Annotated in this window: 26 protein-coding genes, 1 other RNA gene and 5 pseudogenes; 16 read left to right on the plus strand and 16 right to left on the minus strand. The window is 63.1% G+C overall.

Annotated elements, in window-relative coordinates; translation table 11 throughout:
• Window positions 1–454: 454 nt before the first annotated feature.
• From XpopCFBP1817_RS05095 to XpopCFBP1817_RS05130, 8 genes are all read right to left on the minus strand, one after another.
• Window positions 455–1,828, minus strand: a complete 1,374-nt coding sequence (locus tag XpopCFBP1817_RS05095) for a virulence factor (RefSeq protein ID WP_128416276.1) — start codon at window positions 1,826–1,828, stop codon at window positions 455–457.
• 72 nt (window positions 1,829–1,900) lie between these two features.
• Window positions 1,901–2,083, minus strand: a complete 183-nt coding sequence (locus tag XpopCFBP1817_RS05100; RefSeq protein ID WP_128416277.1) for an oxidoreductase-like domain-containing protein — start codon at window positions 2,081–2,083, stop codon at window positions 1,901–1,903.
• A 62-nt stretch (window positions 2,084–2,145) separates the two neighbouring features.
• Window positions 2,146–2,712, minus strand: a complete 567-nt coding sequence (locus tag XpopCFBP1817_RS05105; RefSeq protein ID WP_128416278.1) for an HD domain-containing protein — start codon at window positions 2,710–2,712, stop codon at window positions 2,146–2,148.
• 77 nt (window positions 2,713–2,789) lie between these two features.
• Complete coding sequence (thpR, locus tag XpopCFBP1817_RS05110; protein WP_128416279.1) at window positions 2,790–3,392, minus strand: RNA 2',3'-cyclic phosphodiesterase; 603 nt, start codon at window positions 3,390–3,392, stop codon at window positions 2,790–2,792.
• Window positions 3,393–3,605: 213 nt separating this feature from the next.
• Window positions 3,606–3,681: non-coding RNA, sX9 sRNA (locus XpopCFBP1817_RS05115), on the minus strand.
• 110 nt (window positions 3,682–3,791) lie between these two features.
• Window positions 3,792–4,247, minus strand: a complete 456-nt coding sequence (locus XpopCFBP1817_RS05120; protein WP_128416280.1) for a PA2169 family four-helix-bundle protein — start codon at window positions 4,245–4,247, stop codon at window positions 3,792–3,794.
• Window positions 4,248–4,474: 227 nt separating this feature from the next.
• On the minus strand, window positions 4,475–4,645 hold the full coding sequence (locus XpopCFBP1817_RS05125) for a hypothetical protein (RefSeq protein WP_128416281.1): 171 nt from the start codon (window positions 4,643–4,645) through the stop codon (window positions 4,475–4,477).
• Window positions 4,646–4,796: 151 nt separating this feature from the next.
• Entirely contained in the window at window positions 4,797–6,002 is a 1,206-nt protein-coding gene (locus XpopCFBP1817_RS05130; protein WP_128416282.1) for an MFS transporter, read from the minus strand.
• A 487-nt stretch (window positions 6,003–6,489) separates the two neighbouring features.
• Here XpopCFBP1817_RS05130 and XpopCFBP1817_RS23530 point away from each other — a divergent pair, with 487 nt between their 5' ends.
• The 5 genes from XpopCFBP1817_RS23530 to XpopCFBP1817_RS05155 all read left to right on the plus strand — a co-directional run bounded on the left by XpopCFBP1817_RS23530 (window position 6,490) and on the right by XpopCFBP1817_RS05155 (window position 10,486).
• Window positions 6,490–6,615 carry a hypothetical protein gene (locus tag XpopCFBP1817_RS23530; RefSeq protein WP_279627096.1) on the plus strand — a complete coding sequence of 42 codons (126 nt, stop codon included), beginning with the start codon at window positions 6,490–6,492 and terminating at the stop codon, window positions 6,613–6,615.
• 159 nt (window positions 6,616–6,774) lie between these two features.
• On the plus strand, window positions 6,775–7,809 hold the full coding sequence (locus tag XpopCFBP1817_RS05140) for a cation diffusion facilitator family transporter (RefSeq protein WP_425479060.1): 1,035 nt from the start codon (window positions 6,775–6,777) through the stop codon (window positions 7,807–7,809).
• Between the two features lie 292 nt (window positions 7,810–8,101).
• A complete protein-coding gene (locus XpopCFBP1817_RS05145) occupies window positions 8,102–8,569 on the plus strand; it encodes an FKBP-type peptidyl-prolyl cis-trans isomerase (protein WP_128416283.1) in 468 nt (155 codons plus the stop codon).
• 124 nt (window positions 8,570–8,693) lie between these two features.
• On the plus strand, window positions 8,694–10,049 hold the full coding sequence (locus tag XpopCFBP1817_RS05150) for an Hsp70 family protein (protein ID WP_128416284.1): 1,356 nt from the start codon (window positions 8,694–8,696) through the stop codon (window positions 10,047–10,049).
• 251 nt (window positions 10,050–10,300) lie between these two features.
• On the plus strand, window positions 10,301–10,486 hold the full coding sequence (locus XpopCFBP1817_RS05155; RefSeq protein WP_010366034.1) for a hypothetical protein: 186 nt from the start codon (window positions 10,301–10,303) through the stop codon (window positions 10,484–10,486).
• 72 nt (window positions 10,487–10,558) lie between these two features.
• On the opposite strand, the gene XpopCFBP1817_RS22580 is transcribed toward XpopCFBP1817_RS05155, so the two are convergent.
• The 4 genes and pseudogenes from XpopCFBP1817_RS22580 to XpopCFBP1817_RS05170 all read right to left on the minus strand — a co-directional run bounded on the left by XpopCFBP1817_RS22580 (window position 10,559) and on the right by XpopCFBP1817_RS05170 (window position 12,564).
• Window positions 10,559–10,951: a DUF4097 family beta strand repeat-containing protein gene (locus tag XpopCFBP1817_RS22580; RefSeq protein ID WP_244171062.1), complete on the minus strand. Its 393-nt coding sequence runs from the start codon at window positions 10,949–10,951 to the stop codon at window positions 10,559–10,561.
• A 57-nt stretch (window positions 10,952–11,008) separates the two neighbouring features.
• Complete coding sequence (locus XpopCFBP1817_RS22585; protein WP_244171063.1) at window positions 11,009–11,443, minus strand: hypothetical protein; 435 nt, start codon at window positions 11,441–11,443, stop codon at window positions 11,009–11,011.
• Window positions 11,444–11,454: 11 nt separating this feature from the next.
• Entirely contained in the window at window positions 11,455–11,982 is a 528-nt protein-coding gene (locus XpopCFBP1817_RS05165) for a hypothetical protein (RefSeq protein WP_128416285.1), read from the minus strand.
• A pseudogene (locus tag XpopCFBP1817_RS05170) lies at window positions 11,979–12,564 on the minus strand (RNA polymerase sigma factor). The gene XpopCFBP1817_RS05165 and the pseudogene XpopCFBP1817_RS05170 overlap by 4 nt, the downstream one beginning before the upstream one ends.
• Here XpopCFBP1817_RS05170 and XpopCFBP1817_RS05175 point away from each other — a divergent pair.
• Window positions 12,563–12,700, plus strand: a pseudogene (locus XpopCFBP1817_RS05175) (mechanosensitive ion channel family protein); the annotation flags it as partial. The pseudogenes XpopCFBP1817_RS05170 and XpopCFBP1817_RS05175 overlap by 2 nt on opposite strands.
• Before the next feature lie 17 nt (window positions 12,701–12,717).
• Here the strand turns inward: XpopCFBP1817_RS05175 and XpopCFBP1817_RS05180 are convergent.
• The gene (locus XpopCFBP1817_RS05180) at window positions 12,718–12,984 is read right to left on the minus strand and encodes a DksA/TraR family C4-type zinc finger protein (protein ID WP_128416286.1); all 267 of its coding nucleotides are present in this window, start codon (window positions 12,982–12,984) and stop codon (window positions 12,718–12,720) included.
• 131 nt (window positions 12,985–13,115) lie between these two features.
• On the opposite strand from XpopCFBP1817_RS05180, the gene XpopCFBP1817_RS05185 reads away from it, so the two are divergent.
• Entirely contained in the window at window positions 13,116–13,370 is a 255-nt protein-coding gene (locus XpopCFBP1817_RS05185) for a DUF2789 domain-containing protein (protein ID WP_128416287.1), read from the plus strand.
• A 168-nt stretch (window positions 13,371–13,538) separates the two neighbouring features.
• Here the strand turns inward: XpopCFBP1817_RS05185 and XpopCFBP1817_RS05190 are convergent, their stop codons facing one another.
• Window positions 13,539–13,712 (minus strand): DUF1328 domain-containing protein, encoded by a 174-nt coding sequence (locus XpopCFBP1817_RS05190; RefSeq protein WP_128416288.1) that lies wholly within the window; start codon window positions 13,710–13,712, stop codon window positions 13,539–13,541.
• A gap of 174 nt (window positions 13,713–13,886) precedes the next feature.
• Here XpopCFBP1817_RS05190 and XpopCFBP1817_RS05195 point away from each other — a divergent pair, with 174 nt between their 5' ends.
• The 3 genes and pseudogenes from XpopCFBP1817_RS05195 to XpopCFBP1817_RS05200 all read left to right on the plus strand — a co-directional run bounded on the left by XpopCFBP1817_RS05195 (window position 13,887) and on the right by XpopCFBP1817_RS05200 (window position 15,938).
• Entirely contained in the window at window positions 13,887–14,414 is a 528-nt protein-coding gene (locus XpopCFBP1817_RS05195) for a YgjP-like metallopeptidase domain-containing protein (RefSeq protein ID WP_128416289.1), read from the plus strand.
• A gap of 129 nt (window positions 14,415–14,543) precedes the next feature.
• Window positions 14,544–14,636 (plus strand): annotated as a pseudogene (locus XpopCFBP1817_RS22590) (2OG-Fe(II) oxygenase); the annotation flags it as partial.
• Window positions 14,637–14,837: 201 nt separating this feature from the next.
• Window positions 14,838–15,938 carry a Glu/Leu/Phe/Val dehydrogenase dimerization domain-containing protein gene (locus XpopCFBP1817_RS05200; RefSeq protein WP_128416290.1) on the plus strand — a complete coding sequence of 367 codons (1,101 nt, stop codon included), beginning with the start codon at window positions 14,838–14,840 and terminating at the stop codon, window positions 15,936–15,938.
• A 43-nt stretch (window positions 15,939–15,981) separates the two neighbouring features.
• On the opposite strand, the pseudogene XpopCFBP1817_RS05205 reads toward XpopCFBP1817_RS05200, so the two are convergent.
• Window positions 15,982–18,880 (minus strand): annotated as a pseudogene (locus XpopCFBP1817_RS05205) (S8 family serine peptidase).
• A 187-nt stretch (window positions 18,881–19,067) separates the two neighbouring features.
• On the opposite strand from XpopCFBP1817_RS05205, the gene XpopCFBP1817_RS05210 reads away from it, so the two are divergent.
• The 6 genes and pseudogenes from XpopCFBP1817_RS05210 (at window position 19,068) to XpopCFBP1817_RS05235 (ending at window position 23,763) form a co-directional block, all read left to right on the plus strand.
• Entirely contained in the window at window positions 19,068–20,243 is a 1,176-nt protein-coding gene (locus XpopCFBP1817_RS05210; protein ID WP_128416291.1) for a thiolase family protein, read from the plus strand.
• Between the two features lie 123 nt (window positions 20,244–20,366).
• Window positions 20,367–20,708 carry a hypothetical protein gene (locus tag XpopCFBP1817_RS05215; protein ID WP_128416292.1) on the plus strand — a complete coding sequence of 114 codons (342 nt, stop codon included), beginning with the start codon at window positions 20,367–20,369 and terminating at the stop codon, window positions 20,706–20,708.
• 302 nt (window positions 20,709–21,010) lie between these two features.
• Window positions 21,011–21,337: an XAC1346 family secretion chaperone gene (locus tag XpopCFBP1817_RS05220; RefSeq protein ID WP_128416293.1), complete on the plus strand. Its 327-nt coding sequence runs from the start codon at window positions 21,011–21,013 to the stop codon at window positions 21,335–21,337.
• A gap of 109 nt (window positions 21,338–21,446) precedes the next feature.
• Window positions 21,447–22,679 (plus strand): annotated as a pseudogene (locus tag XpopCFBP1817_RS05225) (CHASE3 domain-containing protein); the annotation flags it as partial.
• 146 nt (window positions 22,680–22,825) lie between these two features.
• Window positions 22,826–23,401, plus strand: coding sequence for a bactofilin family protein (locus XpopCFBP1817_RS05230; RefSeq protein WP_128416294.1), 576 nt, complete (start codon window positions 22,826–22,828; stop codon window positions 23,399–23,401).
• Window positions 23,398–23,763: a hypothetical protein gene (locus XpopCFBP1817_RS05235; RefSeq protein WP_128416295.1), complete on the plus strand. Its 366-nt coding sequence runs from the start codon at window positions 23,398–23,400 to the stop codon at window positions 23,761–23,763. The genes XpopCFBP1817_RS05230 and XpopCFBP1817_RS05235 overlap by 4 nt, the downstream gene beginning before the upstream one ends.
• On the opposite strand, the gene XpopCFBP1817_RS22065 is transcribed toward XpopCFBP1817_RS05235, so the two are convergent.
• Window positions 23,760–23,951: a hypothetical protein gene (locus XpopCFBP1817_RS22065; protein ID WP_208619543.1), complete on the minus strand. Its 192-nt coding sequence runs from the start codon at window positions 23,949–23,951 to the stop codon at window positions 23,760–23,762. The two genes, XpopCFBP1817_RS05235 and XpopCFBP1817_RS22065, sit on opposite strands and share 4 nt — an antisense overlap.
• Between the last annotated feature and the right edge of the window lie 218 nt (window positions 23,952–24,169).

A 24,169-nucleotide genomic window follows, 5' to 3' on the forward strand; every position in this document is an offset into this window, starting at 1 on the left:
ATCGAATGCGGAACTCCAGGAGCACTCCTCGTCGCTGAGACCACTGCTTGCCGATCAGCGTCGGCGCAGAGTGGAAGTGCGGTGTCGTGCCCGGGAACGTGACCATGTGGCGGCATGGATGCCGCCACTGAGCCTCCTGGGTGGATTTACGACGTGTCCCGCTCCCTGATGCGGCGCTGCGCATCGACCAACCCCCACTGCTCATGACGTCTGCCGGTCTTGTCCGAACGCTTCGGTCACTGGGGGTCGCGTGCACGCGTACCAGCGTGGGACACGCCGCAAGTCCATCTCTGTAGGCGCTGATACGGCATCCATGCGGCATCAGGTTCCACGCCGGCACGTGCGCAAGAAACACCGGTCCTAGTCGGCGGCTGAAGCAAAAAGCGACGACTGGCTTGCTGACGTGCGTCGGCCGAGAGTCAGGCCGAATCAGCTCAAAAGATGCAGCGCTCGCTCATGGCTTCGACAGCCCGTGCAACTGCTCCATGATCACCTTGGCCAAGGTGGCGTAATCGCCCTTGAAGTGGTGATCGCCCGGCAGAGCGACCTGCTTGGCGGCCTGCGCCGGCAGGCTCGGGCAGAGCGCGTCCTGATCGTCCTGGCCATAGATGCACACCGTAGTGCCGGCCGGCAGACGCTGCACTTCCGGCGCGATCGGTAGGCCATCATCGTCAGAGCCAAGCCAGTTGCTGACGTGAAATTCGTAATCGGCCAGCTTGCCCACCGACAACAGCACGATCATGCGCAGGTTCTGCTTGGTCTGCGCCGGCAGTTTGTTGATCGCTGCCGGCAACACGTCCGCGCCCTGCGAAAAGCCGATCAACACCACCCGCCGACGCTGCCAGCGCTGCGCATAAAAGCGCGCGATGCGGTCCAGATCGGTGGCGAAGCCTTCGGGCGTGCGCTCGGTCCAGAAGTAGCGCAGCGAATCCAGGCCGACCACCGGAATGCCCTGCGCGGCCAGCGCATCGGCCACTTCTTCGTCCAGCCCTGCCCAGCCACCGTCGCCGGAGACAAAGATCGCGAAGGTGTCGTCGTCGCCGTCGCCATCGCGGTTGGCTGCCACTTCCACCACCGGCAGATCTTCCAGACCGCCTGGCGGCGGCGGCAGGGCCACGCCCTTCTGCTCGCCCAACGAGCGGGCGGCTGCGCGCAGGCCCGGCAGAATGTCACCCTTCGCAGAACGGGTGAAGATGCGCGCCTGCGGCACCTGCTTCAGGAAAGCGTCTTCGGCAGCGGCCGGGCAACGCTTGTCCTGGCTACCGGCTAGCACCCACGGAATCTGCAACTGCACCGGCAGCAGCGTATTGCCGCCCGCACGCACGCCCGGCTGGCAGATCGCCTGGTCGGAGACAGCTGCCGGGCACAGCCCATCTGTGAGCACGCCGGCCAGCACATGCGGCTTGGCTTGCGCGCCGATGGCATAGGCCAATGCGGCGCCCTCGCCGTCGCCGACCAGCAGCGGCAGGCGGTAGGTGGGGATGTGATAGAAGGCCTGCAGATAGCGGGAAAAGTTCTCCACATCGCCGACAGAGAACGTGCAGGTGCCGCCAGCCTTGCGCAGCACAGCGTGCAGATGCGCGGTGTCCACCATCGCCACTAGCGCGCCATCGGCACGCAAGCGTTCCGCCTGCGCCTGGCGCTTGGCAGCGTTGCCGGCGCCGGTCAGCCAGATCACCACGCGCTGCGGTTCGTCCTGAGGCATCAGCACCGGCACCTGTTCGAAGCGGCCGTGGCTCACCGGTTGCGGTGCCTGTGCGGCGACCACGCCCGATAGCGTCACCACCACCGCGCCGCAGAGAGCGCTCCACATCTCAAGTCGTCGCATGTCGCACCGTCGGGAAAAAAAGTGGTTCAAAGATAATCGTTCCAGGCTGCAGCGCGAACCGCGACGCTTCGCTTATGGCGCACCCGCTTGATGACACGCTTCCCAGGCTGCCAGTGCCTCCCGGTAGCGCGCCAGTTCCTCGGCGTACAGATCATGCGCGCATAAGGGGCAACCGCTTTCGCAGCACTCGTTGGGTGCAGGCGCCTGAGGCGCCTGCGGGCGTGGGTCGGGGATGGAAACGGCGCTGTCGTACATACTCCATTGTAGCGTGTGCTGTTGCTGCGCCTGAATGAAACGCTCAGATCAACTGCGCCGGATCAGCGACCCAGCCACCGACGTAAATTGGCCCGCGCCGCCGCATCACAGCGCGCATGGAAGTAGTCGCTCAAGAAAATGCGCGGGCGCTTGAGCAGGCCGGCCAGGAAACGCCTGCGGTTGAGCCGAAACAACAGGCTGGGCACGTGTCTGCGGTATTCAGCGGCAATGGCATCGTCATAGGCATCGAACACCGCTGCCGGTGCGGCCAGAATCGCCATGTCGCAATCCAGGAACAATGCTGCTTCGGCATCCACATCCTGCGGCTGCAGTTGCCCGTGACGTGCGGTCAGCAGAATCAATGTCTGTACGCGCTGCAGATCTACCTGCGCATGCGGCCACCAGCGCGCAATGCACTGCGCCGCCAACTTGGCCGATTCTGCCTCGTTGTCGCTGCGTCCGGGCTGATACACCGCATCGTGAAACAGCACCGCCAACCAGATCTCGACCGGCTGCTGCCAGCCCGGTCCAACAGCGACCTCGGCGTAATGCTCCAGCAGCGCGCGCACGTGACCGAAGTGATGGTACGCGCGTGGCGGCGTGGCATAGGCCTGTTCGAGCGCGGCCAGCTAATCGGCCTGCAGCAATAGCAATGATGCGGTGGCGTCCATGCACCCAGGCTACCGCGTGCGCCCCCGCCTGCACATCAGCGCAGCGACCAGCGCCCCTCGATCTGGTAACGCGATTGACCGAGAAAGCTGCGCACCAGCGCGAACTCGCGCACCGTCCAGGCAAGCGCATCGCAGCGCCGTTGCGGCAACGACTGATTGCAATACAGCAGCGTCATATGCGGCGTGTACTGCGCATCGCCGGCAATGCCCACGTGCGCCAGTTGCCGACCCAGTGCGCCTTGCAACGCATACAACCCGCGCACCTGCTCTTCGCCGCGCAAGACGCACGGCAACTGCGAGCGTCGTCCACCAAAGGTGCCGACCCGATCAAACTCCACATCGAAAGCATCCAGCACCACGCGCTCGGCCGCCTGACTGGCACGGCTCACCAACGACGGTGGCAAACCGCCGGCGTAATCGCCCAGATGATGCAAGGTCACATGCAAACGTTCGCGCGCAAGCGGCTTGCCATCGACCTGACCGCTACCAAGCAAACCTTCGGCGATGGTTGCAGCATGCTCGGCAATGCGCGCATCGACCATCACCGCAAAAAACAGACGCTCGATGGTTTTCTCTTCACCAAGGCCCAATGACAACTGCGCCTCGGCCGATGACAGGTACAGGAACTGCTGTTTCATGCGGTGATTCCACGACCGCGCACGCGGGCCTGCCTGGGGAAAGGCGGCGGATACTAGCAGACCGGACGGGGTCCTGCACACGCAAAAATACAGATCGCAAGGTGGAACGCGCATGGTTGCTTGGAACAGCAATCGTGCGCCATGTCTGCATGCGCGACACAAAAGGAAACGGGCAGCTCGCGCTACCCGTTTCCGCCTTTATCGGTTTAGAGCGGCTAACAAAACGTAGCGAGCAGTCGTCAGGTGGGTGCGGACGGCGCGCAGGAACCGGAGTGTACGAGTGATACATGAGGATTCCGAGCACCGGCCGCGCCCGCCTGGCGGCTGCGCAGTATTTTTGTTAGCCGCTCTTACTCCGCAAGCTGCATCACGCGGATGCACTTGGGTCACGCACACAACTTATGCAGCGCTCTTCATCGCGTGCTTGCGGCTACGCATCACGTCGTGACATGCGCGCACTCCCGGCAGCAGACGCAGTGCAGCGTCGCGTGCGGCAGCCGGGGTGTCCTGGTCGGCGATGGTTTCGTCGAAGGCCTTCAACAGACGGTCTTCGGACTCTTCCAGCTCTGCCACATAGCCGTATTTGGCGTCGCCCAGCGTCGCACGCACCTTGCAGTAGAACTGCTGCATGGTGCCGACCATGGTGCCGCTGGTTTCAGGCGTGCCACCAGCTGCGGCGACCACGTTGCTCAGATTGCTGACGATGTCGGACTTGACGCCGGCGATGCGGCGGAACAGCGTTGCAAGTTCTGCATCACCTACCTTGGTAGCGGCTTCGTCGTAGAACTCTTTGCCGTCGCGGGAAATGGCGATGAGGTCGTTGAGGCTATGCTCGGTTTTTCTTTGAATGCTCATGTGTCGCTCCTTGTTGCGATGAGCCGGCGCTGCGCGTTAGTGCATTGCGGTCGCGCTAGCTTCGGGGGATGAGGCAATCGATGGAGTGATTGCGCTGCCTTGGCGTTGTGTGCGGCTCCATAGTGGTGGCGCGACCATAATCCGCATGTGAGCGATGTGGGAAGTGTCCTCACGCGATCATGCAGGCGATGAATAGGGATTTATCGATGCCAACGCCAAGTCAACACTCACTTGGGTTGCCGGCTTGCCCACATGTTGTCGACCAGGTTGGGGTATGGCCGCCCGGCGTCTTGCGCGCGCTGTTTCGCTGCAGCTTTCTGCGCATCGGTCAGTGGTGTGGATGCGGATTTACGCCTGGGATTGGGGCGCTTCCACGGCGGTGGAGTGAACTCGGTCATGGCGCTGTTCGGTCCGCTTATGTCCAAGCGTGCAGTCTCGATGCCACGCCGTGAGTTGGCTGTGGATACGCAGCGCGTCTGTGCTGCGACTTGTTACCGATTGACGTTGATGATGTACAGACAAACGAGATAGCGAACGCAGCAACGCTTGTCAGCTGGCCACCGACACACGCTGCCGACGCTCCTGCCATACCGCCAGTGCGTACACCAACAAACCGCCCAGCGCAGTTGCCGCGCCCACATACCCGGTGGATGTCCAGCCCCAGCCTGCGGTGATCGCCATCCCGCCCAGCAAGGGGCCCAAGGCATTGGCGGTATTGAATGCCGCATGGTTGGAAGCGGCTGCCAGGGTCTGCGCTTCGGCCGCCACATCCATCAAACGTGTCTGTAATGCAGGCGCCAGTGCACCCATGGTGCCGACCGCCACGATGGAAACGAACACCCACAAACCCGAGTGCGCGGCCAACGGAAAGGTCAGCATCACCACTACCGACCACACCAACAACACTGGCACCGCGCGGAACTGCATGCGATCGAACAACCAGCCGCCCAGGATGCTGCCGAGCACGCCACCGATACCGAACGCCACCATGGCAAACTGAATCCGCGCCGGCTCCACACCGGTGACCGCAGTCAAAGTCGGTGCCAGATAACTGAAGACGCAGAACATGCCGGAAAAACCCACCGCACCGATCGCCAACGCCAGCCATACCTGCGGCTGATTGAACGCGCGCAGCTCACGCAGCGGCTGTTGACGCGGCTCGTCCGGCGCAGGCGGCAATCGGGCGGCCACTGCAGCGACAGTGCACAGCGCAAGCACCGACACCGCAGCGTAGGCCCACCGCCAACTCACACTCTGGCCCAGCCAGGTCGCCAGCGGGTTGCCCAGCAGCAAGGCAATGCTCAAGCCCATCAACACGCGGCCCACCGCAGTGGCGCGTTGATTGGGCGGGCTGATCGACGCGGCTACCAATGACGCCACGCCGAAGTACGCACCATGCGGCAAACCCGCAATAAAACGGCACAGCAACATGGCGTGATAGCTAGGCGCCAACGCACTGGCGAGGTTGCCAAGCGCATAAAACACCATCAACAGCAGCAACAAGGTGCGCCGCGGCCAGCGTGCGCCAAGAATCGCAAGCAGCGGCGCGCCAACCACCACACCCAACGCATAGGCACTGATGATGTGACCAACCTGCGGCTCGCTGATCTGCAGCCCCTGCGCGATCTGCGTCATCAGCCCCATGGTCGAGAATTCGCTGATGCCGATCGCAAAGCCGCCCATCGCCAACGCAAACAGGATCAGCACGTAATCGCGCCGCGAAACACGCGGCGGTGAGAGGTCGGTATCGGACATGCCCGACTCCAGAATGACGTTGCAGCCCATTATTGTGCAATGCAGCAACGAGCGAAAGGACGGCGTTTGCAGCGGTTCAGCGCCATGCCCCAGCACGTCACAGTTCGGCGCCTTCTATGCAATGCAAAGACGCTGTGTCCTACACGCGCAGGGAATGTATGGGCTCGCCTGCATCGGCAACACACCCTCTGCACCACTTTATTGGCGCGCATGGTCGCCAGTCTTTATCTATTGCTTCGTCACCTTGAAGACGGCGCCATGCGCGCACTCGTTTCATCGGTTCATGACGCAAGGTCCTGATTCGTAAACCGAAACGTGGGGATACCTCAGATCCTGAGATGCAGCCATACTGTGTTGCCAATGATGTGCGTGATGCGTTTGCTCACTGCGGTACTGCTCGGCAGCACACTGTTAGATTGCGCGTTATCCACTGCATCGGCCGAGACGGTGCGCCCGGCCGCGCCAAGCCGTGCCAACGATTCGCTTCGTGTCCGGCATGGGCTTGGATGCGATCTGCGGTAATCCTGCCGACAAGGTCGACGTGCTCGACGAGATGGCGCTTGCCGGTGCTATTGCCGTGTCCGCCCAGCAAAGCGACGCGCCATCGGCATAGGTGTTTTCCAGGCCGCATTGCGGACAGGCGGGAACGGTGGACATGCCATTCCTAAGCTCAAAACTGGCATGGATTGTAGCCTTACGGCCGCGCGATCACGTCTCCGGCACGGCGGCGGCGCGATAGTGCGTCGCTTGTCGAATGCATGGCAGGTCGCGCGTGCCTAATCAATCGTTCTCCAATATACCCAACGAAGCGCCCGAATCCACAGAGCCAGGGACCGCAAAGAGAAGTCCCGCAAAGAAGACCGGCTCGCACCTGGTCGTCTACGTCGCGCTGGCCGGCAATCTGGTCATTGCGGTCGCCAAATTCATTGCCGCCGGCATTTCCGGCAGCTCGGCGATGCTCAGCGAAGGCGTGCATTCGATGGTAGACACCATCAACGAAGTGCTGCTGCTATACGGCCTGCGGCGCGCAGCGCAGGCGCCCACGCCCACGCATCCGTTTGGCTACGGACGCGAGTTGTATTTCTGGAGCTTCATTGTCGCACTCCTGGTCTTTGCGATGGGCGCAGGCGTGTCGCTGTACGAAGGCATCGTGTATCTACGCAATCCCGAGCCGGCCAAGAGCCATTTGATCGCCTACATCGTGCTCAGCGTATCGATCGTGTTCGAAGGCATTTCATGGGTGGTGGCCTTGCGCGAATTCAGCGCCAAAAAGGGCCGCATGGACTATTTTCAGGCGTTTCGGCAGAGCAATGACCCCAGCACGTTCACCGTGCTGCTGGAGGACAGCGCCGCATTGATCGGCTTGTCGATGGCCTTGCTTGGCCTTGCCGGCGCGCAGCTGTTCGACATGCCCGAACTCGATGGCATCGCCTCGATCGGCATCGCCGGCGTGCTCGCGGTCACCGCGTTCCTGCTGGCGCGCGAAACCAAGAGCTTGCTGATCGGCGAGCCCGCACATGCGCACGTCAACGAATCGCTGCTGCGCATTGCCGCCAGCGACCCGGACGTGCGCGCCGCCAACGGCGTATTGACCATGCAGATGGGCCCGAATCAAGTGGTCGCTGCGCTGAGCGCCGAGTTCGAAGACAGCCGCACCACGCCGCAGATCGAAGCCTGCGTCGGGCGCATCGAGGCCGCCGCCAAACGCCAGCATCCCGAGCTCAACGCGCTGTTCATCAAGCCGCAAACGCCGGAAACATGGCATGCACGTCGCACCGAGATCGAACGCGGCGCGCAGCGCGACTAGCACGCCGCGTGTGCGTTGAGGTGCGCGTTGAGGCGTGCGAAACGACTGCTGAGGTAACAACGCAACACATGCGCCACGTCGCGTTGCTATCGCCACCCGTCAACGCATTGAACCTGCGACTGCATGCGCGCTTCAACATGACGCCACCACCACCAAGCTGATCATCGCCATAACCGCAAGCCCGGCTGCGGTTGCATGATCGCAGTCGATTGCCTACGGTGGGCGTGCAGCATCTCTTCGCATCGTGACGCAGCCGATGCATTCCACTCGATCACCGTCATGGAGGTTTCCAATGGAAATCAGCCAGGGTCGCGTTGCGACCATTCAGTACACTCTTTCCGACGACACCGGCCAGGTGCTAGACCGCTCCACACCAGACACGCCGCTGAGCTATCTGCACGGCGCCGGGAACATCGTGCCGTGCCTGGAACAAGCGCTGGATGGCAAACGTCTGGGCGAAACGCTCACCGCCGATGTGGCGCCCGAGCAAGGCTATGGCCCGCGCCATGCGCAGTTGATCCAGCAGGTGCCGCGCGATGCCTTCCCCACCGATATCGAGGTGGTGCCGGGCGTGCAGTTCGAGGCCCGCACCCAGCAGGTGCTGGTGACGGTCACCGACGTCGGTGCAGACCATGTCACTGTGGACGGCAACCATCCGCTGGCCGGGCAGACCCTGCATTTCGCGGTCGAAGTCATCGAAGTGCGCGAAGCCACCACCGAAGAACTGAACGAAGGACACGTCGCCAACCTTGCGGCATGACCCATCGTGCCGTGCGCCTGCGGGTGCGCGGCGCTTCGGCTGCTGCGACCTCTACGCGGCCCCTTGCCTACGCCGCAAACGGCAGAAGTAGTAAAGTGCGCCGCCCGCTCATAGGCCCGCCTGCATGAAACTCGGCATCGACTTCGGTACCAGCAATTCCGCCGCTGCGGCGATCGTCGATGGGCAGGTGGTGCCAGTGCGGTTCGGGCATGAGCTGCAGTTCCGCACCACGGTGTACTTCCCCGAAACCATGCACGACCCGGACGACTTCAGCCTCACCCCGGCGCTGGAGTACGAGGTGGAACGGCTGATCGATTCGGGCCGCCGCGATGCTGCCGCCGCTGGCCGCACCTCCAGCAACGACAGCCTGCGCCGCGATGCGATCCGCATCGTGCGGCGCCAATGGATGGAAGAACAGGTACGCGAGCCGCGCAGCTCTGCCGCCCTGCTGCAGAACGCGGTGTACGGCGACGAAGCGCTGGATGCGTATTTCCTCGAAGGCGAAGGCAGCCTGGTGCAAAGCCCCAAGTCGATGCTCGGCTATAACCTGCATCCGCGTGCGCGCCAGACCATCACCGGCATCGCCACGCATGTGCTGGAACACATCCGGCTCACTGCATCGCGCCAGTTCGACATCAACATCCGCAGCGCTACGCTGGGCCGCCCAGTGCAGTTCCGCAGCTCGATCGGTGACGCCGGCAACGCGCAAGCGCTGGAGATCCTGCAAACCGCCGCCATCGCCGCCGGCTTCGACAGCGTGGATTTTCTCGAAGAACCCGCCGCCGCCGCCATGCACTACCACGTCAGCCACGACACCCGGCACGACACCGTGGTGGTGGATATGGGCGGCGGCACCACCGACATCGCGCATGCCAGCGTCGGCGGCAACGCCGCGCCGCAGGTGCATCGTGCATGGGGCATCGCACGCGGCGGTACCGATATCGATCTTGCACTAAGCCTGGCCGCCTACATGCCGCTGTTCGGCCGCGGCATCACCCGCGTGCCGACCCATCACTACGTGGAAGCGGCGATGGTGCAGGACATGACCCGTCAGCGCGAATTCCGCCTGCACAAGTATCAGGACGTGCCCGCCCCGTTCGACAAGCGCCTGCAGGCGCTGCAGGAGACCGGCAACACCGCGCGCCTGTATCGCGGCGTGGAAGCCTGCAAGATCGCGCTCAGCGAGCGCGACAAGCACCAGGTGGCGCTGGACTTCATCGAACGCGGGCTCGGTGTGGAGGTGCAGGCCAGCGCGCTGGTCGCGTCCGCTTCCAACTATCTGAGCGAACTGGAAGGCCTGCTCGCCCACGTGCGTACCGACCTGGCGGCGCCGCCGGCCACGTTGTTCCTCACCGGCGGCATGTCGCGCGCCGGCTATCTCCGCGACACGGTCGCGGCAGCCTTTCCGGAAGCGCGGCTGGTGCAGGGCGACCCGTCTTTCGGTGTGGTCCAGGGCCTGGCATGGGCTGCCGCGCGGTAAGCGGCAGCCACGTGGTCGGTTAGCTGTGTACAGGACGCATCGCCTTGCACAGCAAGCGTTAACGCAATTTCGCGCAACTTCCCATAAAATGCAAGGTTGCTGCCAGACGCCCAGCCGTCTTGTCTGCAAGGCACGCTCTCTGTGCCGCCGCGATTGCGCACCGAACGCGATCGCACCTCTCGACATCGCTTCTGCGCGCGCCACCCTAACCGCACGCGATGTCCTTGCACTTCACCGCTACAGGAGGCCACATGGCACGTCCCGCGACCAAGCAGAAATCCCAGCCCAGCATCGCTCGCAGCGAAGGCAAGTCGCAACCGCTCAGTCGTGAGCGTATCGCTGCCGACATTGCGGCGTTCCGCAAGACCGGCGGCAGGATTGAAGTGCTCACCACCAACTTCGGCCCCGCACGCAACGATGGCGACAAGATCGCCTAAGCATTGCCGGAAGTGTTTGTAAACGTGCCACCGCGAGGTGGCACGCTTGTTTCAGGCGTCAGGTTTCAGACATCAATTGGTGTAATCGACGCGCACCGAACCTGAGTGCGATTCCAGCCTGACGTTGCCTTTACCAGCTCCCAGCCTCGCCTTGAGGTGCTTACCGGGGCCATACTCGGGCCGCTTCACCTGCCCGGCCACCGAGCGGATTTCGCCGCTGAAGACATCCACCTGCAGCGCTGCCGACACAGTGCGCGGCACATCCAAGGTGATCGAGCCACTGACACTCTCCGCAGCGATGCTGCCGCGAGACGCCAGACCGGTCACCGTCAGCACCGTCCCCCCGGACACGCTCTCAGCGCGCAGCTGCGACACCTGCCCCGCGCCAACCCGGATCTGGCCGGAGACGGACTCGACCGATACCACCCCGCTGGCACCCGATGGCACATCGATCTGTCCGCTCACCGTGCCCAGGGTCAGCCGCCCACTGGACAGGGTGCTGCGCAGCGAGCCGCTGACGGTTTACAGTTGCGCCTCTTCGGCGCGTCCACCTGCGACCACATCGCCGCTGACCGACTTGAGCTGCAACCGCGCCAGATCGACCTGATCGACATCCACCGAGGCACTCACCGCCTCCACGTCCAGCAACGCAGCACGCGGGACACGCAACTCCAGTTGAGCGCCGTTGCTGTTGCGGCTGTTTCGCGGGTAGATCACCTGCAACTGCAAGAGGTCCGGGCTTTCATCCACGTCCAGACGCTGCCCTTCGCCCAAGCTGCCGGTCAGCGCCACGTCGTCGCGATCCCAGCCGCGCACGCGAATCTGCCCGGCAATGTTTTCCACCTCCACGCGCCCGCCGCGCGCGAGTAGATGGGTCTGCTTCAACGTGGTCTGTGCCTCTGCTGGCGCGGCGCACACCGCAGCCAGCAGCAACAGGGAAAGATGGGCGTAACGCATGGGCATGCTCCTCAGCTAGGGAAGGACGCCTCGCCCTGTGAGGCAAGACGGGTCAATTGCAGCCGCTTCGCATAGGTGCGCTGCAGTTGCGACAACAAAAACGCCGAGCGCGGGCTCTGCGCGATCGCAGCTTGGATGGCCTGCGCGCTCTGATCCAGCTCATCCAGCGCAGGACGCAGATCGGCCGGCACCTGCTGTATGGGAAACGCAGCAATGGCCTGCTGGTACTGCCCGGCCATTGCGTGCGCCTGCGCCACCAATGGGGGCTGCGCGGGCACTGGCGTCTGTGCCTGCCGATTGAACCCAGGCACGACGGCCACCAACGCCAGCGCAGCTGCAAGCGCCACACCCAGTGCAGGCCAGGCCCATGGGCGATGGCGCCGCGGCGTCAATGCGACCACGCTGGAGTGCGCCGTCAATGCGGGTGCAATGCGTTCCCATACCTGTGCCGGCGGCTGGCGTTGTTGCGGCAATGCCCGCAAACGCGCGGACAACGCAGTGTCATCGGCATTGTGCGGATCATGCGGATCGCGATTCATACGGTTTCTCCAAGCCGCGCACGCAGCAGACCGCGCGCGCGATGTAGTTGTGCCTTGGAACTGCCGACTGCCATGCGCAGTTCGTCGGCAATTTCCTGATGTTTCCAGCCCTCGATATCGTGCAACACCACCACTGCGCGCGCACGTAGCGGCAGTGTTTCCAGCGCGCGCTCCAGATCCATCTGCGTCGATTGGCAATGCGCTGCGCCGGGAATCGCCGCAAGCATCTCGCCATCGGCATCGTCCACCAGGTGATCGCTCGCAACAGCGCGCGCGCAGCTCCATCAAGGCGGTATTGACCGCCAGGCGATGCAGCCAGGTGCCCAGCGCGCTTTGAAAACGGAATTGCGGCAACGCCTTCCACGCCGCGATGAAGGTTTCCTGCAACACATCGTCGGCGCGCGCCGCGTCGCCACCGCACAGCCGCCAGACCACCGCATACAACCGCGGCGAATGGCGGCGATAGATGGCCTCGTATGCCACGCGATCTCCGCGTGCAGCAGCGCGCGCCAACCCTGCGTCATCGCCGTCGGCGGGGCTGTCGCAAGCTGAGGCATCGATGGGCATGGCGGTGCCGAACATATCCAATAATGTGATTTACACCACGCTGGAAGAAACCGGCGATCACGCAGACAGCGTGCTGCAGGTACCCAATAGTTTGTTCTTCCAGCGCACCACGCGTCGCTGGCGCGAGACCAGTCGCTTCAAGGCCAACTAGGACGCCCGCCACGGCCGTCAACGCAACTGGCTATCCTTGCTGCCGCGGCGGTTGTAACCGCCTTGCGCCGCCTGCTCAAGGTCTTGCGTTTCCTGGCAATTCACGCACAGGTGCACACCAGGCACCGCGTTGCGGCGCGCTTCGGGAATCGCTGCCTCGCACTGTTCGCAGTGGCTCAGGCTCGGGCCCTGATGCAACTGGCTCCGCGCACGCTTGATCGCATCCTCGACGGTTGCATCGATCTTGTCCTGCACCGCCCCATCACCCGCCCATCCGGTCGCCATGATCGCCTCGGCTTGTTGGCTTAGGAGTGGACTATGGGCATGCGCGCAGGCAAATCCAAGCCTGACGTGCACAGTGCGCTCAAATCAGGTGCTCTAGCATCTGCTCATTCGCACTCTTTGAGGAATTCGCAATGGAACAACCCGTCCACCCGTTCTCCGAATTGTTCGCCCAGTTGGGTCTGCCATCGGACGAAGTCAGCATTCGCGACTTTATCGATGAGCACTCTTCGTTGCCGGGCGATGTGCGTCTGGAAGAAGCACCATTCTGGACACCAGCACAGGCACAGTTGTTGCGTGAAGAACGCCTCGACGATGCCGACTGGATCGTGACCATCGATCAACTCAACATCGCCTTGCACACCACTGCCGAAGACACCGGCGTCTGATCTGCGCGAGAGCGCATCGAATGCCTTGCGGTATTACTCGCCTGCAGTCTTTGGCTTGTCGTTCTTGCTTTATGAGATTGCAAAAAAGAGCGGCCAGTGACCGCTCCTTTGCATTCCGGCTGACGCGGCTGGCGTGCGCATCGCGCGCCAAAGCCACGCACTCGGACGTCAGGTCACTTTCTTGGCGATCGTCACACCCAGCAAAAACAGCACGATGGCGATGATGATGCCGGCCCAGAACAGGAACTTGGCAATGCCCATCGCGGCGCCTGCCATGCCGCCAAACCCGAGCGCACCGGCAATCAGTCCGATGATGGCGAAAATAATGGCCCACTTCATCATGTTGTTGTCTCCTCATCCGGCACAGTGCAGTATTTCAGTCGTGTGTCTGCGGCAAAGCACCGCGAAACATGCGCTGCACGCTACGCATCCGGATGTGCCGCATTCGTGAACACGCCTGACATATAACGCCACATTGCGCATGCAGATTCGCCACCGGCCTCCGCATCGGCGATCATGTGCACTTCGCAACACTCGATCGGCATGGACACTCTTCGCTACCTTACCGGTTCCCCGCCCGCAGTCCTGGATCAGGTGCGCGAGCTGATCGCGCAAGACAAGCTCGCAACGGTGATGGCGCGACGCTACCCGGACCGCCATGAGATCCGCACCGACCGCCATTTGTACGAGTACGTCAAAGCAATGAAGGAGCGCTACATGCGCGCGTCGCCCACCTTGCACAAGGCGATGTATGACAACCATCTCCAAGTGGTGAAGCATGCGCTGGGCACGCACACGGCGATCTCGCGCGTGCACGGCAGCCGGCTCAAGGCCAGCCGCGAAATACGCATTGCTGGGTTGTTTCGCGACGCCCCCGAGCCGTTTCTGCAGATGATCGTCGCCCACGAACTGGCGCATCTGAAGGAGGCCGATCACAACAAGGCCTTCTACCAGCTGTGCAACCACATAACACGCGACTACCACCAACTGGAGTTCGATCTGCGCCTGTATCTGACCCAGTTGGCGCTGTCAGCGAACAGCTGATCGCACATCGCCCGGGCAGGGATTAGGATGCCACGACGGAACCGCACGCACTCGCAAACCTGACCCAGGCTGCCAATGGGCAACAACCGGCCGCAATGCAATGCCTTGGCGCAGGCGCTGGTGCGCGCCAGCTTGGTGCGCTTCGACAACCTGCATGCCGATGGCCGCCCAGATCCGGATTCGCTGCACGCCGGCCTGCCAGTCACCACGGGGCGCAAATGACTGGGAACCTTGTGGTTTCGGCAACAGCGCTATCAGCATTAGTGAACAGATTCATACACAAGCCCCTGCCGACGTGGGTTAAAATATTGCAGCGCGAGGTGATCGGACAGGGTCTGCAGACGTCGCGTTTTTTATTTCCCTTTGCACGGGTCCAGACCCGGCTTCAGGGAAGGCACATCACGCAGCCCCGCGGAGCCTTCGATGCTTTTCGAAACCCTCAATACCACCGGCCACGAGCAGGTGATTTTCTGTCACAACCGCGACGCCGGCCTCAAGGCGATCATCGCGTTGCACAGCACCCGCCTCGGACCCGCGTTGGGTGGCGTGCGCATGCGCCCGTACCCCAATAGCGAAGCCGCGCTCGACGACGCGCTGCGGCTCAGCCGCACCATGACCTACAAGAACGCACTGGCCGGCTTGAATGTCGGCGGTGGCAAGGCGGTGATCATCGGCGACCCCAAGACCGACAAGACCGAGACGCTGTTCCGCGCGTTCGGCCGTTTTGTCGACACCCTGGGCGGGCGCTACATCACCTCCGAGGACGTAGGCACCGACGTCAACGACATGGAACAGATCTACCTGGAGAGCGAGTACGTCACCGGCGTGCATCAGGTGCATCGCGGCTCCGGTGACCCGGCGCCGTTCACTGCCTACGGCGCGCTACAGGCGCTGATGGCCTCGCTCAATCGCAAGCTCGGCCACGAAGAAGTCGGCAAGTCAAGCATCGCGATCCAGGGCCTGGGCCATATCGGCATAGAGCTGGTGAAGCTGCTCAAGGAACGCGGCGCGAAACTCTACGTGACCGACCTGAACCCGGCGCTGGTGGACCGCGCAGTGGCCGAGTACGGCGCCGAAGCGGTGGGTGTGGACGAAATCTACGAAGTGCCGGCCGACGTGTTCGCGCCGTGCGCGCCTGAAGGCGCGATCAACGAGCAGACGCTGTCGCGGCTCAAGGCCAAGATCATTTGCGGCACTGCCAACAACCAGCTTGCCAGCGCCGCCATCGGCGACGAGCTGCACCAGCGCGGCATCCTGTATGCACCCGATTACGTGGTGAATGCCGGCGGCGTGATGAATGTGTCGCTGGAGATCGACGGCTACAACCGCGAACGCGCGATGCGGCTGATCCGCAGCATCTATCACAATCTGGAAAAGGTGTTCGACCTGTCCACACAGCTGGGCGTGGCGCCGCAGCAGGCGGCCGATCGGATTGCCGAAGCGCGCATCGAGACCATCAGCAAACTCAAACTGCCGCTGGGCCGCACCGCACCGCGCTTTCTGCACAAACTGCGAGGCGAGTGATCCGCATGCACAGGCGACAGTGCCTGGGCATGCAAGACGCACATCAGAAATCGGCGCTGTAACGCAGGCTCAGTGCGCGGTCGCCGCCGCGCTCGCCCACCCGCTGGTCGTAGCCGAAACGCAGCTGGCTCTGGTTGCCGAACGGTGCAGAGGCCGCGATGCCGAACAGACCCCCCGAGCGCGCCGGCTGCATACCGCGCAACGGCGCCCATGCATCCACACCGATGAAGCTGGCATCGAGCATCAAGCCTTCGCTGCTCAATGCCTGTTGCCATTCGGCATAACCACCAAAACTGGATGCCGCGCCAGCGATACGCTGAACGCACACCGGCCAGCACCTGCGTGCGTGAGGACGTGCTGGCATCGGCACGCAATCCGAAGCCGTCGCCATCGCTTTCGCTTTCGCTTTCGCTTTCGCGGAAGCCTTCGCTGCGCAACCGCACATAATCCAGCCCCATGTACGGTGTCAGCGATGCGCGTGCACCTCCCCAGCGATACCCGGTTTCCAGAGTGCCGCTAAGGTAACTGCCGCTGTAATCGCTGAACGCGCTGCTGCGGTCTTCGCCGAACTGGAGGCTGCGCTCGATCTGCCGATCGACATTGCCGAAACCCAACTGACCCAGCGTGTACGCCGAGCCCAGCGTGGTGCCCAGGTACAGCTGCCACTGCACCTGACGGTCGCGTCCACGCGCACCGTCCAGATCGCCCAGACTGTTGGAGCGGGTCTCGCCCAAGGCAAAACCGGTCACTGCACCGGACGCCAAACGCAGATCGTTGCCGATCATCCAGCCAGAGGTGGCGAATCCGGCCGTGCTCACCCCACCCTCGCACGGCCCACCGAGCGCACGTTGCCAGACGCCCAGCCTGCGCGGCTGCTGCGACAGACCATCTAAATGCGCCGCCAACCCAACACACGCCGGCCCAGATCGATGGTGTCGAAGGTCATCGCTGCCGACGCCGCATGCGCACGACCGGACAGACTGCGCAACGAATCGGCTGTCGCCTTGGCAGTGGGCGATTGCTGCAAGGCCGCGGCGGCACGAACGAAGCCGCTGCTGATTGCGCCATCACCCTGCAGTTGCTGCGCATCTACTTTCTGGAACGCTTGCTCGATACGGATTGCCGAATCCATCGATGCAGTGCCGATCACGCCCAGCGCTGCAGCAATAGTAGTGACATCCATGCGCCGCAACGTCAGATACGCGCTATTGCTGTCATACGTCAGATTGGCATCGAGGAAGGTCACTGCGGGCCCGCCGGTGAGCGAATCGAACCGGCCCTGTCGCCCGTTGGTGGCTTGCAGCAATGTGTAGGTGTTGTTGTCGATCACGTCATCGCGCCGGCCGAGCACCTGCAGATCGCCCGCAATCGTCGCGGTCCCCGCAACGTTCAAACGATCGCCGACGTTCAAGGCCAGACGGCGATCACCAGCTTGGGTGTAATTGCCAGTGACAGACAGCGCCGCACTGCTGATCTGCAGCGTGCCTGCGATGTCCACCGTTCCACCGATCCTGCCGGCAGCGATCAGCCTCGCGCCATTGGCGATGCCCACGCGCGCACTCTGCAGACTGGCCGTCTGCAAGGTGCCGCCGAGCACCTGGGTGTCGCCGACAAAGGTATTGGCATCGCTGCTCAATACCAAGGTACCGGTCCCGCGCTTGGTCAGGCCACCTGTGCCGCTGATGTCGTTGGCCCAGGTGGAACGCAAGGTGTTGACGGTGACATCCACCGTGCCCCAATCGAAGCGTGCCGGCCCCAGCACCGCTTTGCCGACATTGAGCAAGCCGTAGCCGAACGTCGGATCGACACCCGCTGCACCCAGATCGGTGGCGGTTCCCAACAAGGTCTGGCGCACCAGATCGCTGTTGAAATACGCAAACGCCTGCCAGACCAGTGCGGCCGCGACGGACACTAGCTGCGCAGCAAACGAAGTTCCGCTGCCGTAGAAATAACGGATCGTGCTGGCGGTAGCATCGGGGTCGAGCAACATCGAGGTACCCGGCACCACCAGACAGTAACGCATCGCAACGCCACAGGCATTGGAGTACGGCGCCAGCTGCGTGGGATTGGCAGTATCCAGCGCGGCGACAACCAACCAGCCGCGCTCCAGATCGGCGGCTGGCAGCGTTCCACTCGGGGCCCAATCGGCTGGGCAGCGCTGCAGTATCGGAGGGTTGCGACCTGGATTCATTCCCCTAAGCGAATACCACCAAGCCATCATTATCGATAACGAACGGCCGGTATTCCTGCGCGATCTGATTGGTGACAGTTGGATTGGTCCAATACAGACCGCCCCAGGAATTGTTCATGATGCGCACGCCTGAGCTGATGAGGTTGGCATGCACACCGGCAAGGCCAAGCGGGCCATCAACCTCGTTACCTTCGCCGCTACCGTCATCGTCCGGCGCTTCGTCGCTGATGATGCGGGCAGACACCAGGCCTGCACTACTGGCGATGCCACCCGGCCACTGGCCCACTGCACACCCGGCCGCCAGCTGCGCCACAACGGTGCCATGCCACACCACATCGCCCGCACCGACATTGTTGGTGCGCGGGTCAACGTAGATGAAGCTGTCGCTGACCCGCCCCTGCAAAGCCGGATGGTTGGTATTGATGCCGGTATCGATCACGCCGATGCGATAGCCGGCACCGGTGAACCCCAGCGTCTGCGCAGCGCGTGCATTGGTCAGCGTCAGATGCGCGTCGAAAGCGGGTTCCGGCGGCGGCGGCGGCGCAACCATCAGCGGCGGCGGTGGCGGTGGTGGCGGTGTGGTTGGTGGCGGTGTGGTTGGCGGCGGTGTGGTTGGCGACGGTGTGGTTGGCGACGGTGTGGTCGATGTGGTCGGACGAATGCCGCCACCACCACCTTCACTGCCACACGCGGTCAACGCCACGGCCAACGCCGAGGCCAGGACAGTCCTGGCGACGTCTCTCTTCTTCATCTGAGTTGTTCTCCCCGAACCCATTCCATGGATAGGGCCCAATCCGGGCCCGAACGCCGTCTTTTAGAACGCATCGTCGCGCCACTGTCGCAGCTAATTGCGTAACGAATATCGTGGCAATGTCATGCGCTGGCGCGAACTGAGCATGAGGCAGATAATCGTTTCACTTTAAACGGTATATCCTGATATGTCCGACATCGTCATCGTTGCTGCCAAACGCACTGCCATCGGCTCGTTCCTTGGCCAATTCAACGGTGTGCCGGCGCCCACGCTCGCTGCCGCTGCGATCGAGGGCGCACTGACGCAATCCGGGATCGCAGCAGCCGACATTTCAGAAGTGATCGTCGGCTGCGTATTGCCTGCCAATCTCGGCCAGGCGCCCGCACGTCAAGCGGCGATTGCCGCAGGCATTCCCAACTCGACCGGCGCCACCACTATCAACAAGGTGTGCGGCTCGGGCATGAAGGCGATCATGTTCGGAAACGATCTGATCAAGGCCGGTTCGGCCAGCATCGTCGTCGCCGGCGGCATGGAGTCGATGAGCAACGCGCCGCATCTGCTGCCCAACTCGCGCACCGGCAATCGCTACGGCACCTTCCAGGCAGTCGACCACATGGTCTGGGATGGTCTGACCAATCCGTACGACGGCCAGGCGATGGGCGTGTTCGGCGAAGCCACTGCTGAGAAGTTCGGTTTCAGCCGCGCCGATCAGGATGCCTTTGCGATTGCCTCGGTCGAGCGTGCGCAGGCTGCGCAGCGCAGCGGCGCGTTCGTCGATGAAATCGTTCCGGTCACCGTGGCAACGCGCAGGGGCGAGGTCGTCGTGGATAGCGACGAGCAGCCAAACAAATCCGATGTCGCCAAGATTCCGACCTTGAAGCCGGCTTTCAAGAAAGACGGCACCGTCACTGCCGCCAGTTCGTCGAGCATTTCCGACGGCGCGGCGATCACCATCCTGATGAGCGCTGACGATGCGCAGCGTCGTGGTATCACACCGTTGGCGCGCATCGTCGGGCATGTCACCCACTCGCAGGAACCTGAGTGGTTCACCACCGCGCCGGTGGCCGCGATCCAGACCTTGGTCGGCAAGATCGGCTGGCACTTGGACGAGGTGGATCTGTTCGAAATCAACGAAGCGTTTGCGGTGGTGGCGATGGCACCGATCAAGGCATTGGGCATTGCGCACGACAAGGTAAATGTGAATGGCGGCGCCTGCGCACTCGGTCATCCGATCGGCGCATCCGGTGCGCGCCTTGTGGTGACATTGGTGAACGCGTTGCGCACGCGCGGCGGCAAGCGCGGAATCGCGACGCTGTGCATTGGCGGCGGCGAAGCGACTTCCATCGCTATTGAATTGATTTAATTGTTTTTAACGGAGATTTTGCAAAACTGAATGCGCGCACGCTTGACACTATTCTTGTGGCCGTCATCATGTCGGGGGGCACGCAATAGCGCGTTGCCTAATCTAACGACGAGGATTGAAACAATGACCATTAATAAGCTGCTGATCGCAATGGCTCTGGGCCTGGCCCTGACCGCGTGCTCGAAGCCGGAGCAGGCTCAGGACGCTGCTGCTTCTGCTAACGAAGCTGCTGCCGACGCTCAGACCGCTGCTGACCAGGCTGCTGCCTCGGGCTCGCAGTCGGCTGGCGCCGCTCAGGCTGCTGCCAACACCGCTGCTGCTTCGGCTGACACCGCTGCTGACGCTGCCCAGGCTGCTTCCGGCGCCGCGACCGACGCTGCTGCTGATCAGGCTGCCGACGCTGCAAAGACGGCTGAAAACACCGCCGAAGCTGCTAAGGACACCGCCGAAAAAGCCAAAAAGTAATTACTTTTTAGCTACAAGCGAGTTCGGAGAAAGCCGCTGGTTTCCAGTGGCTTTTTCTTTGCCTGCGATTTGTTCGGCCGATTTTCCTTGCGGATTTGTGCTGCGCTCTGCCTGGAGAGTTCTCCTGCAGCTGCCCGACGCGTTGCCTGCATCGCTTTCCATTGCCAAATCAATGCCGGCTCATGGCACAGCGGGCCGCATGCCCGCCCGGCGGCTGAATGGCCATGACTGCATTGACGCGCACTGCATCGGCTCCTGCATAAGCTCCGTCTTCCAACACCGGAACAGGAGCAGGAACACCCATGAAAACGATCCGCATGCTGTCGTTGAGCGCCATTACCGCCCTCACGCTTGCCGCCTGCCAAGGCCCTGATGCAGAGCAGGCGCGCCGCGATGCCGCGTCCGCTGCCAAGCACGCAGCCGCCGCTACCGTGCAGGCCGCCGATCGCGCTGCCGTGCAGGCCAAAGCAGCCACCGCCGATGCACGCGTTGCCGCACGCGAACTGGCAGCCGACGCCAGCCGCGCAACCGCCAATGCCGCCGATGCCACCGCCGACAAGACCCGCGAGATGGCCAACAAGGCCGAGCAGAGCGCCGACAAGCACGACGCCCAGCATCCACAGCACTGAAACACTATGTGATTCCGTTTTTCACTTTGCGTGTGCGCCGGCCGTATTGCGCCGGCGCGTGCGTCTGCCGTTAGCACACACCTCGTGTTGTCGAGCCCGGCAGGCTGGCATCCGCGCATGCCCCCCTTCTCTTACCTCGCGCCGCAGCAATCAGCTTGCGCTGGTGTTTTCTGCACTCATCTTCGTTGCCATCGGCATCGGCATCTTTGTTAGTGCACGCCGCTCGCTGGCCGACGCCGCGTGGGTGGCCCACACGCATGAAGTCATCGGCCGGATCGACGAGATCAGGCGCGCATGCTGGACACCGAGTCGGCGCAGCGCGGCTTTCTGCTGACCGGTAACGATGGGTATTTGCTCCACTATCAGACCAGCGTCGAGCGCCTGCCGATTCTGCTTGGCAATTTGCGCCGACTGATGACCGACAACACCCCCAGGAACGACACCTGGACAGGTTGCAGCAGTTGGTGGAAACGCGCCTGCAGCAGATCCAGCATGTGCTCGATCTGTCTACGCGAAGTGGCCTGGAGCCGGCACGCAAGCATCCGGCAGAACGCCTTGCTCACCACCAGTGCGATCCGCGAGCAGTCGCCGACCATGGTGCAGCGCGAATCAGGAACTGCTGGTGCAGCGCACCGAAAGCAGCCGTCAAAGTACGGCCTTGCTCGCTGGCCGGCATTCCGTTCGGGCTGGAAGGTGGTGGGCACCGTCTACGGTTTGTTGATGCGTGAATTGCGCCATCGCGCGCAGGCAGAGCGGCTGGCCGCGCAAGCTAATCGCGAACTGGACGAGCGTGTGGGCGCGCTACAACGCAGCACCGCTGATCTCAATCTGCTCAGCCGTTAGACCAGCCTGCTGCAGCGTTGCATCAGCGCCGAAGAGGCGTTGGTGGTGACCAGCCGCACGCTGGCCAGACTGCTGCCAGGCGTGGCCGGAAGCGTGTATCTGCTGCGCGCTTCGCAGGATCGCGCCGAAGCGATCAGCCAATGGGGCGAGCCCTTGATGCAGAGCGCGCCGCATCTGCTACCGGAAGATTGCTGTCGTCAGCCGCACAGCATCGAAGACCTGCAGCCGGATGCGCTGTGCCCGACACCGCTGCGCCGATCACCACCGCATGCCTGCCGATGTCGGCGCAAGGCACCCAGCTCGGTTTTCTGTTTCTGTCCTCGCCCGGCCCAAGCCCAATGCCGCGGGCCTGGAAATCGCCGAAGCCGCCGCCGCGCAATCGACGTTGGCGCTGAGCAATTGGCGCTTGCTCGAATCGCTGCGGCGGCAATTCATTCGCGATGCGCTGACCGGCCTCTACAACCGGCGCGCTCTGGAAGAATCGCTCAGTCACGAACTGGACGCAATCGGGTCGAGCAACACGGCGGCGCCGCGCCCACATTGGACTGAGCAAGCACGCCGTCGATGTTGGATTGCGCAACTCATCACACAAAAGATCCATCCACGCAGCGATAGTCGGCTTTGACCCCCAAGCGAGGCAATCCGATGTCGATGTGGCGCGATCAAGGTCCCAACAAAAAAGACGGCGTTCCGGCCGCACCCGACGTTCCTCCCGCCGCCGATGGGCGGCTGTTCACTGCCGAGGCCGGCCCCGCTCCGCCGGTGCCTGTCGCCGCCCCGCCCAGCGTGACGCCGGTCACGCCGGCCGCCACTGCTGCGGCCTCGCCGCGCCAGAGTGACGCGAAAGAGTCGCTGATCGCTGCCGACATCAGCATCGAAGGCAAGATCGAAGGCGCCGGTCACGTGCGTCTGGCTGGCCGCTTTAAGGGCGACGTCAACGTCAAAGGTGATCTCACCGTCGAACGCGGCGCCAAGCTCAACGGCGGTGTGCGCGCTAACAAGGTCATCATCGCCGGCGAACTGGAGGGCAATATCGAATCCGCTGCGCAAGTGGAATTGCAGACATCCGGCGTGCTGGTCGGCGACGTCAAGGCCGGCAGCCTCACCGTGGCCTCGGGTGCACGCATGCGCGGCCAGGCCGATTTCGGCTGGGGCGAGGACACCGGCAAACCGGCAGGCACCACCAAGGCCAGTGTCAGCGGAGACAGCGACGCTACATGAGTGCACCACGCCCGGGCACGCCCGGTGCCACGCGCAGCTGCCCGCATTGCAAGGCGACGATTCTGGAAAGCGCCAACGTCTGCCCTGCATGCAAGCACCACCTGCGCTTCGACTCGGCGGCTGTGCAACATGCGCAGCCGGCTCCGATCGTACCGCTCAAAGTCGAAGGCACCATCCGCCATCCTGCCGATGGCGATCCATGGGAGTACACCGTGGTGGTGTCGGTGCGTAATGGCAAGGGCGAAGAGATTGGACGCCAGGTCGTGGATGTCGGCGCGATGCAGGGTGGCGAGGAGCGCGGTTTCACGTTAGCGGTGGAAGCAACTGCGGTGCGCTCGCCGGGGCGGCGTACGCGGCATTAGGGTGTAGGTAGCAGGTAGAACGACTGCCGGCGGTTGTCTTGCCTGCGCCGCATTTGGCATTTGGCATTTGGCATTTGGAATGCTGGATCGGGATCGGGATCGGGATCGGGATCGGGATCGGGATCGGGATCGGGATCGGGATCGGGATCGGGATCGGGATCGGGATCGGCGAGGATTATGCGAGCCAACGCCTGCGTTGATGTTGGCTTGCCGAGTCTTACTGGCGGCTCTCCATGAGCAACCAGGCAAGGCGTCGATGTCCCCGCTGGATTGAAGGCGCAGCTCGCGCCACGCGAGGCGTTTGATCGCGTCAGTCGGCACGCCTGCTTAAAGGAGCCTCTAAAAACCCCATCAATCTGCCATCATTGACTTGACGCCCTGCCAGCGGAGAACGACAGACATGATC

Source organism: Xanthomonas populi, from assembly GCF_002940065.1.
GTDB lineage: Bacteria > Pseudomonadota > Gammaproteobacteria > Xanthomonadales > Xanthomonadaceae > Xanthomonas > Xanthomonas populi.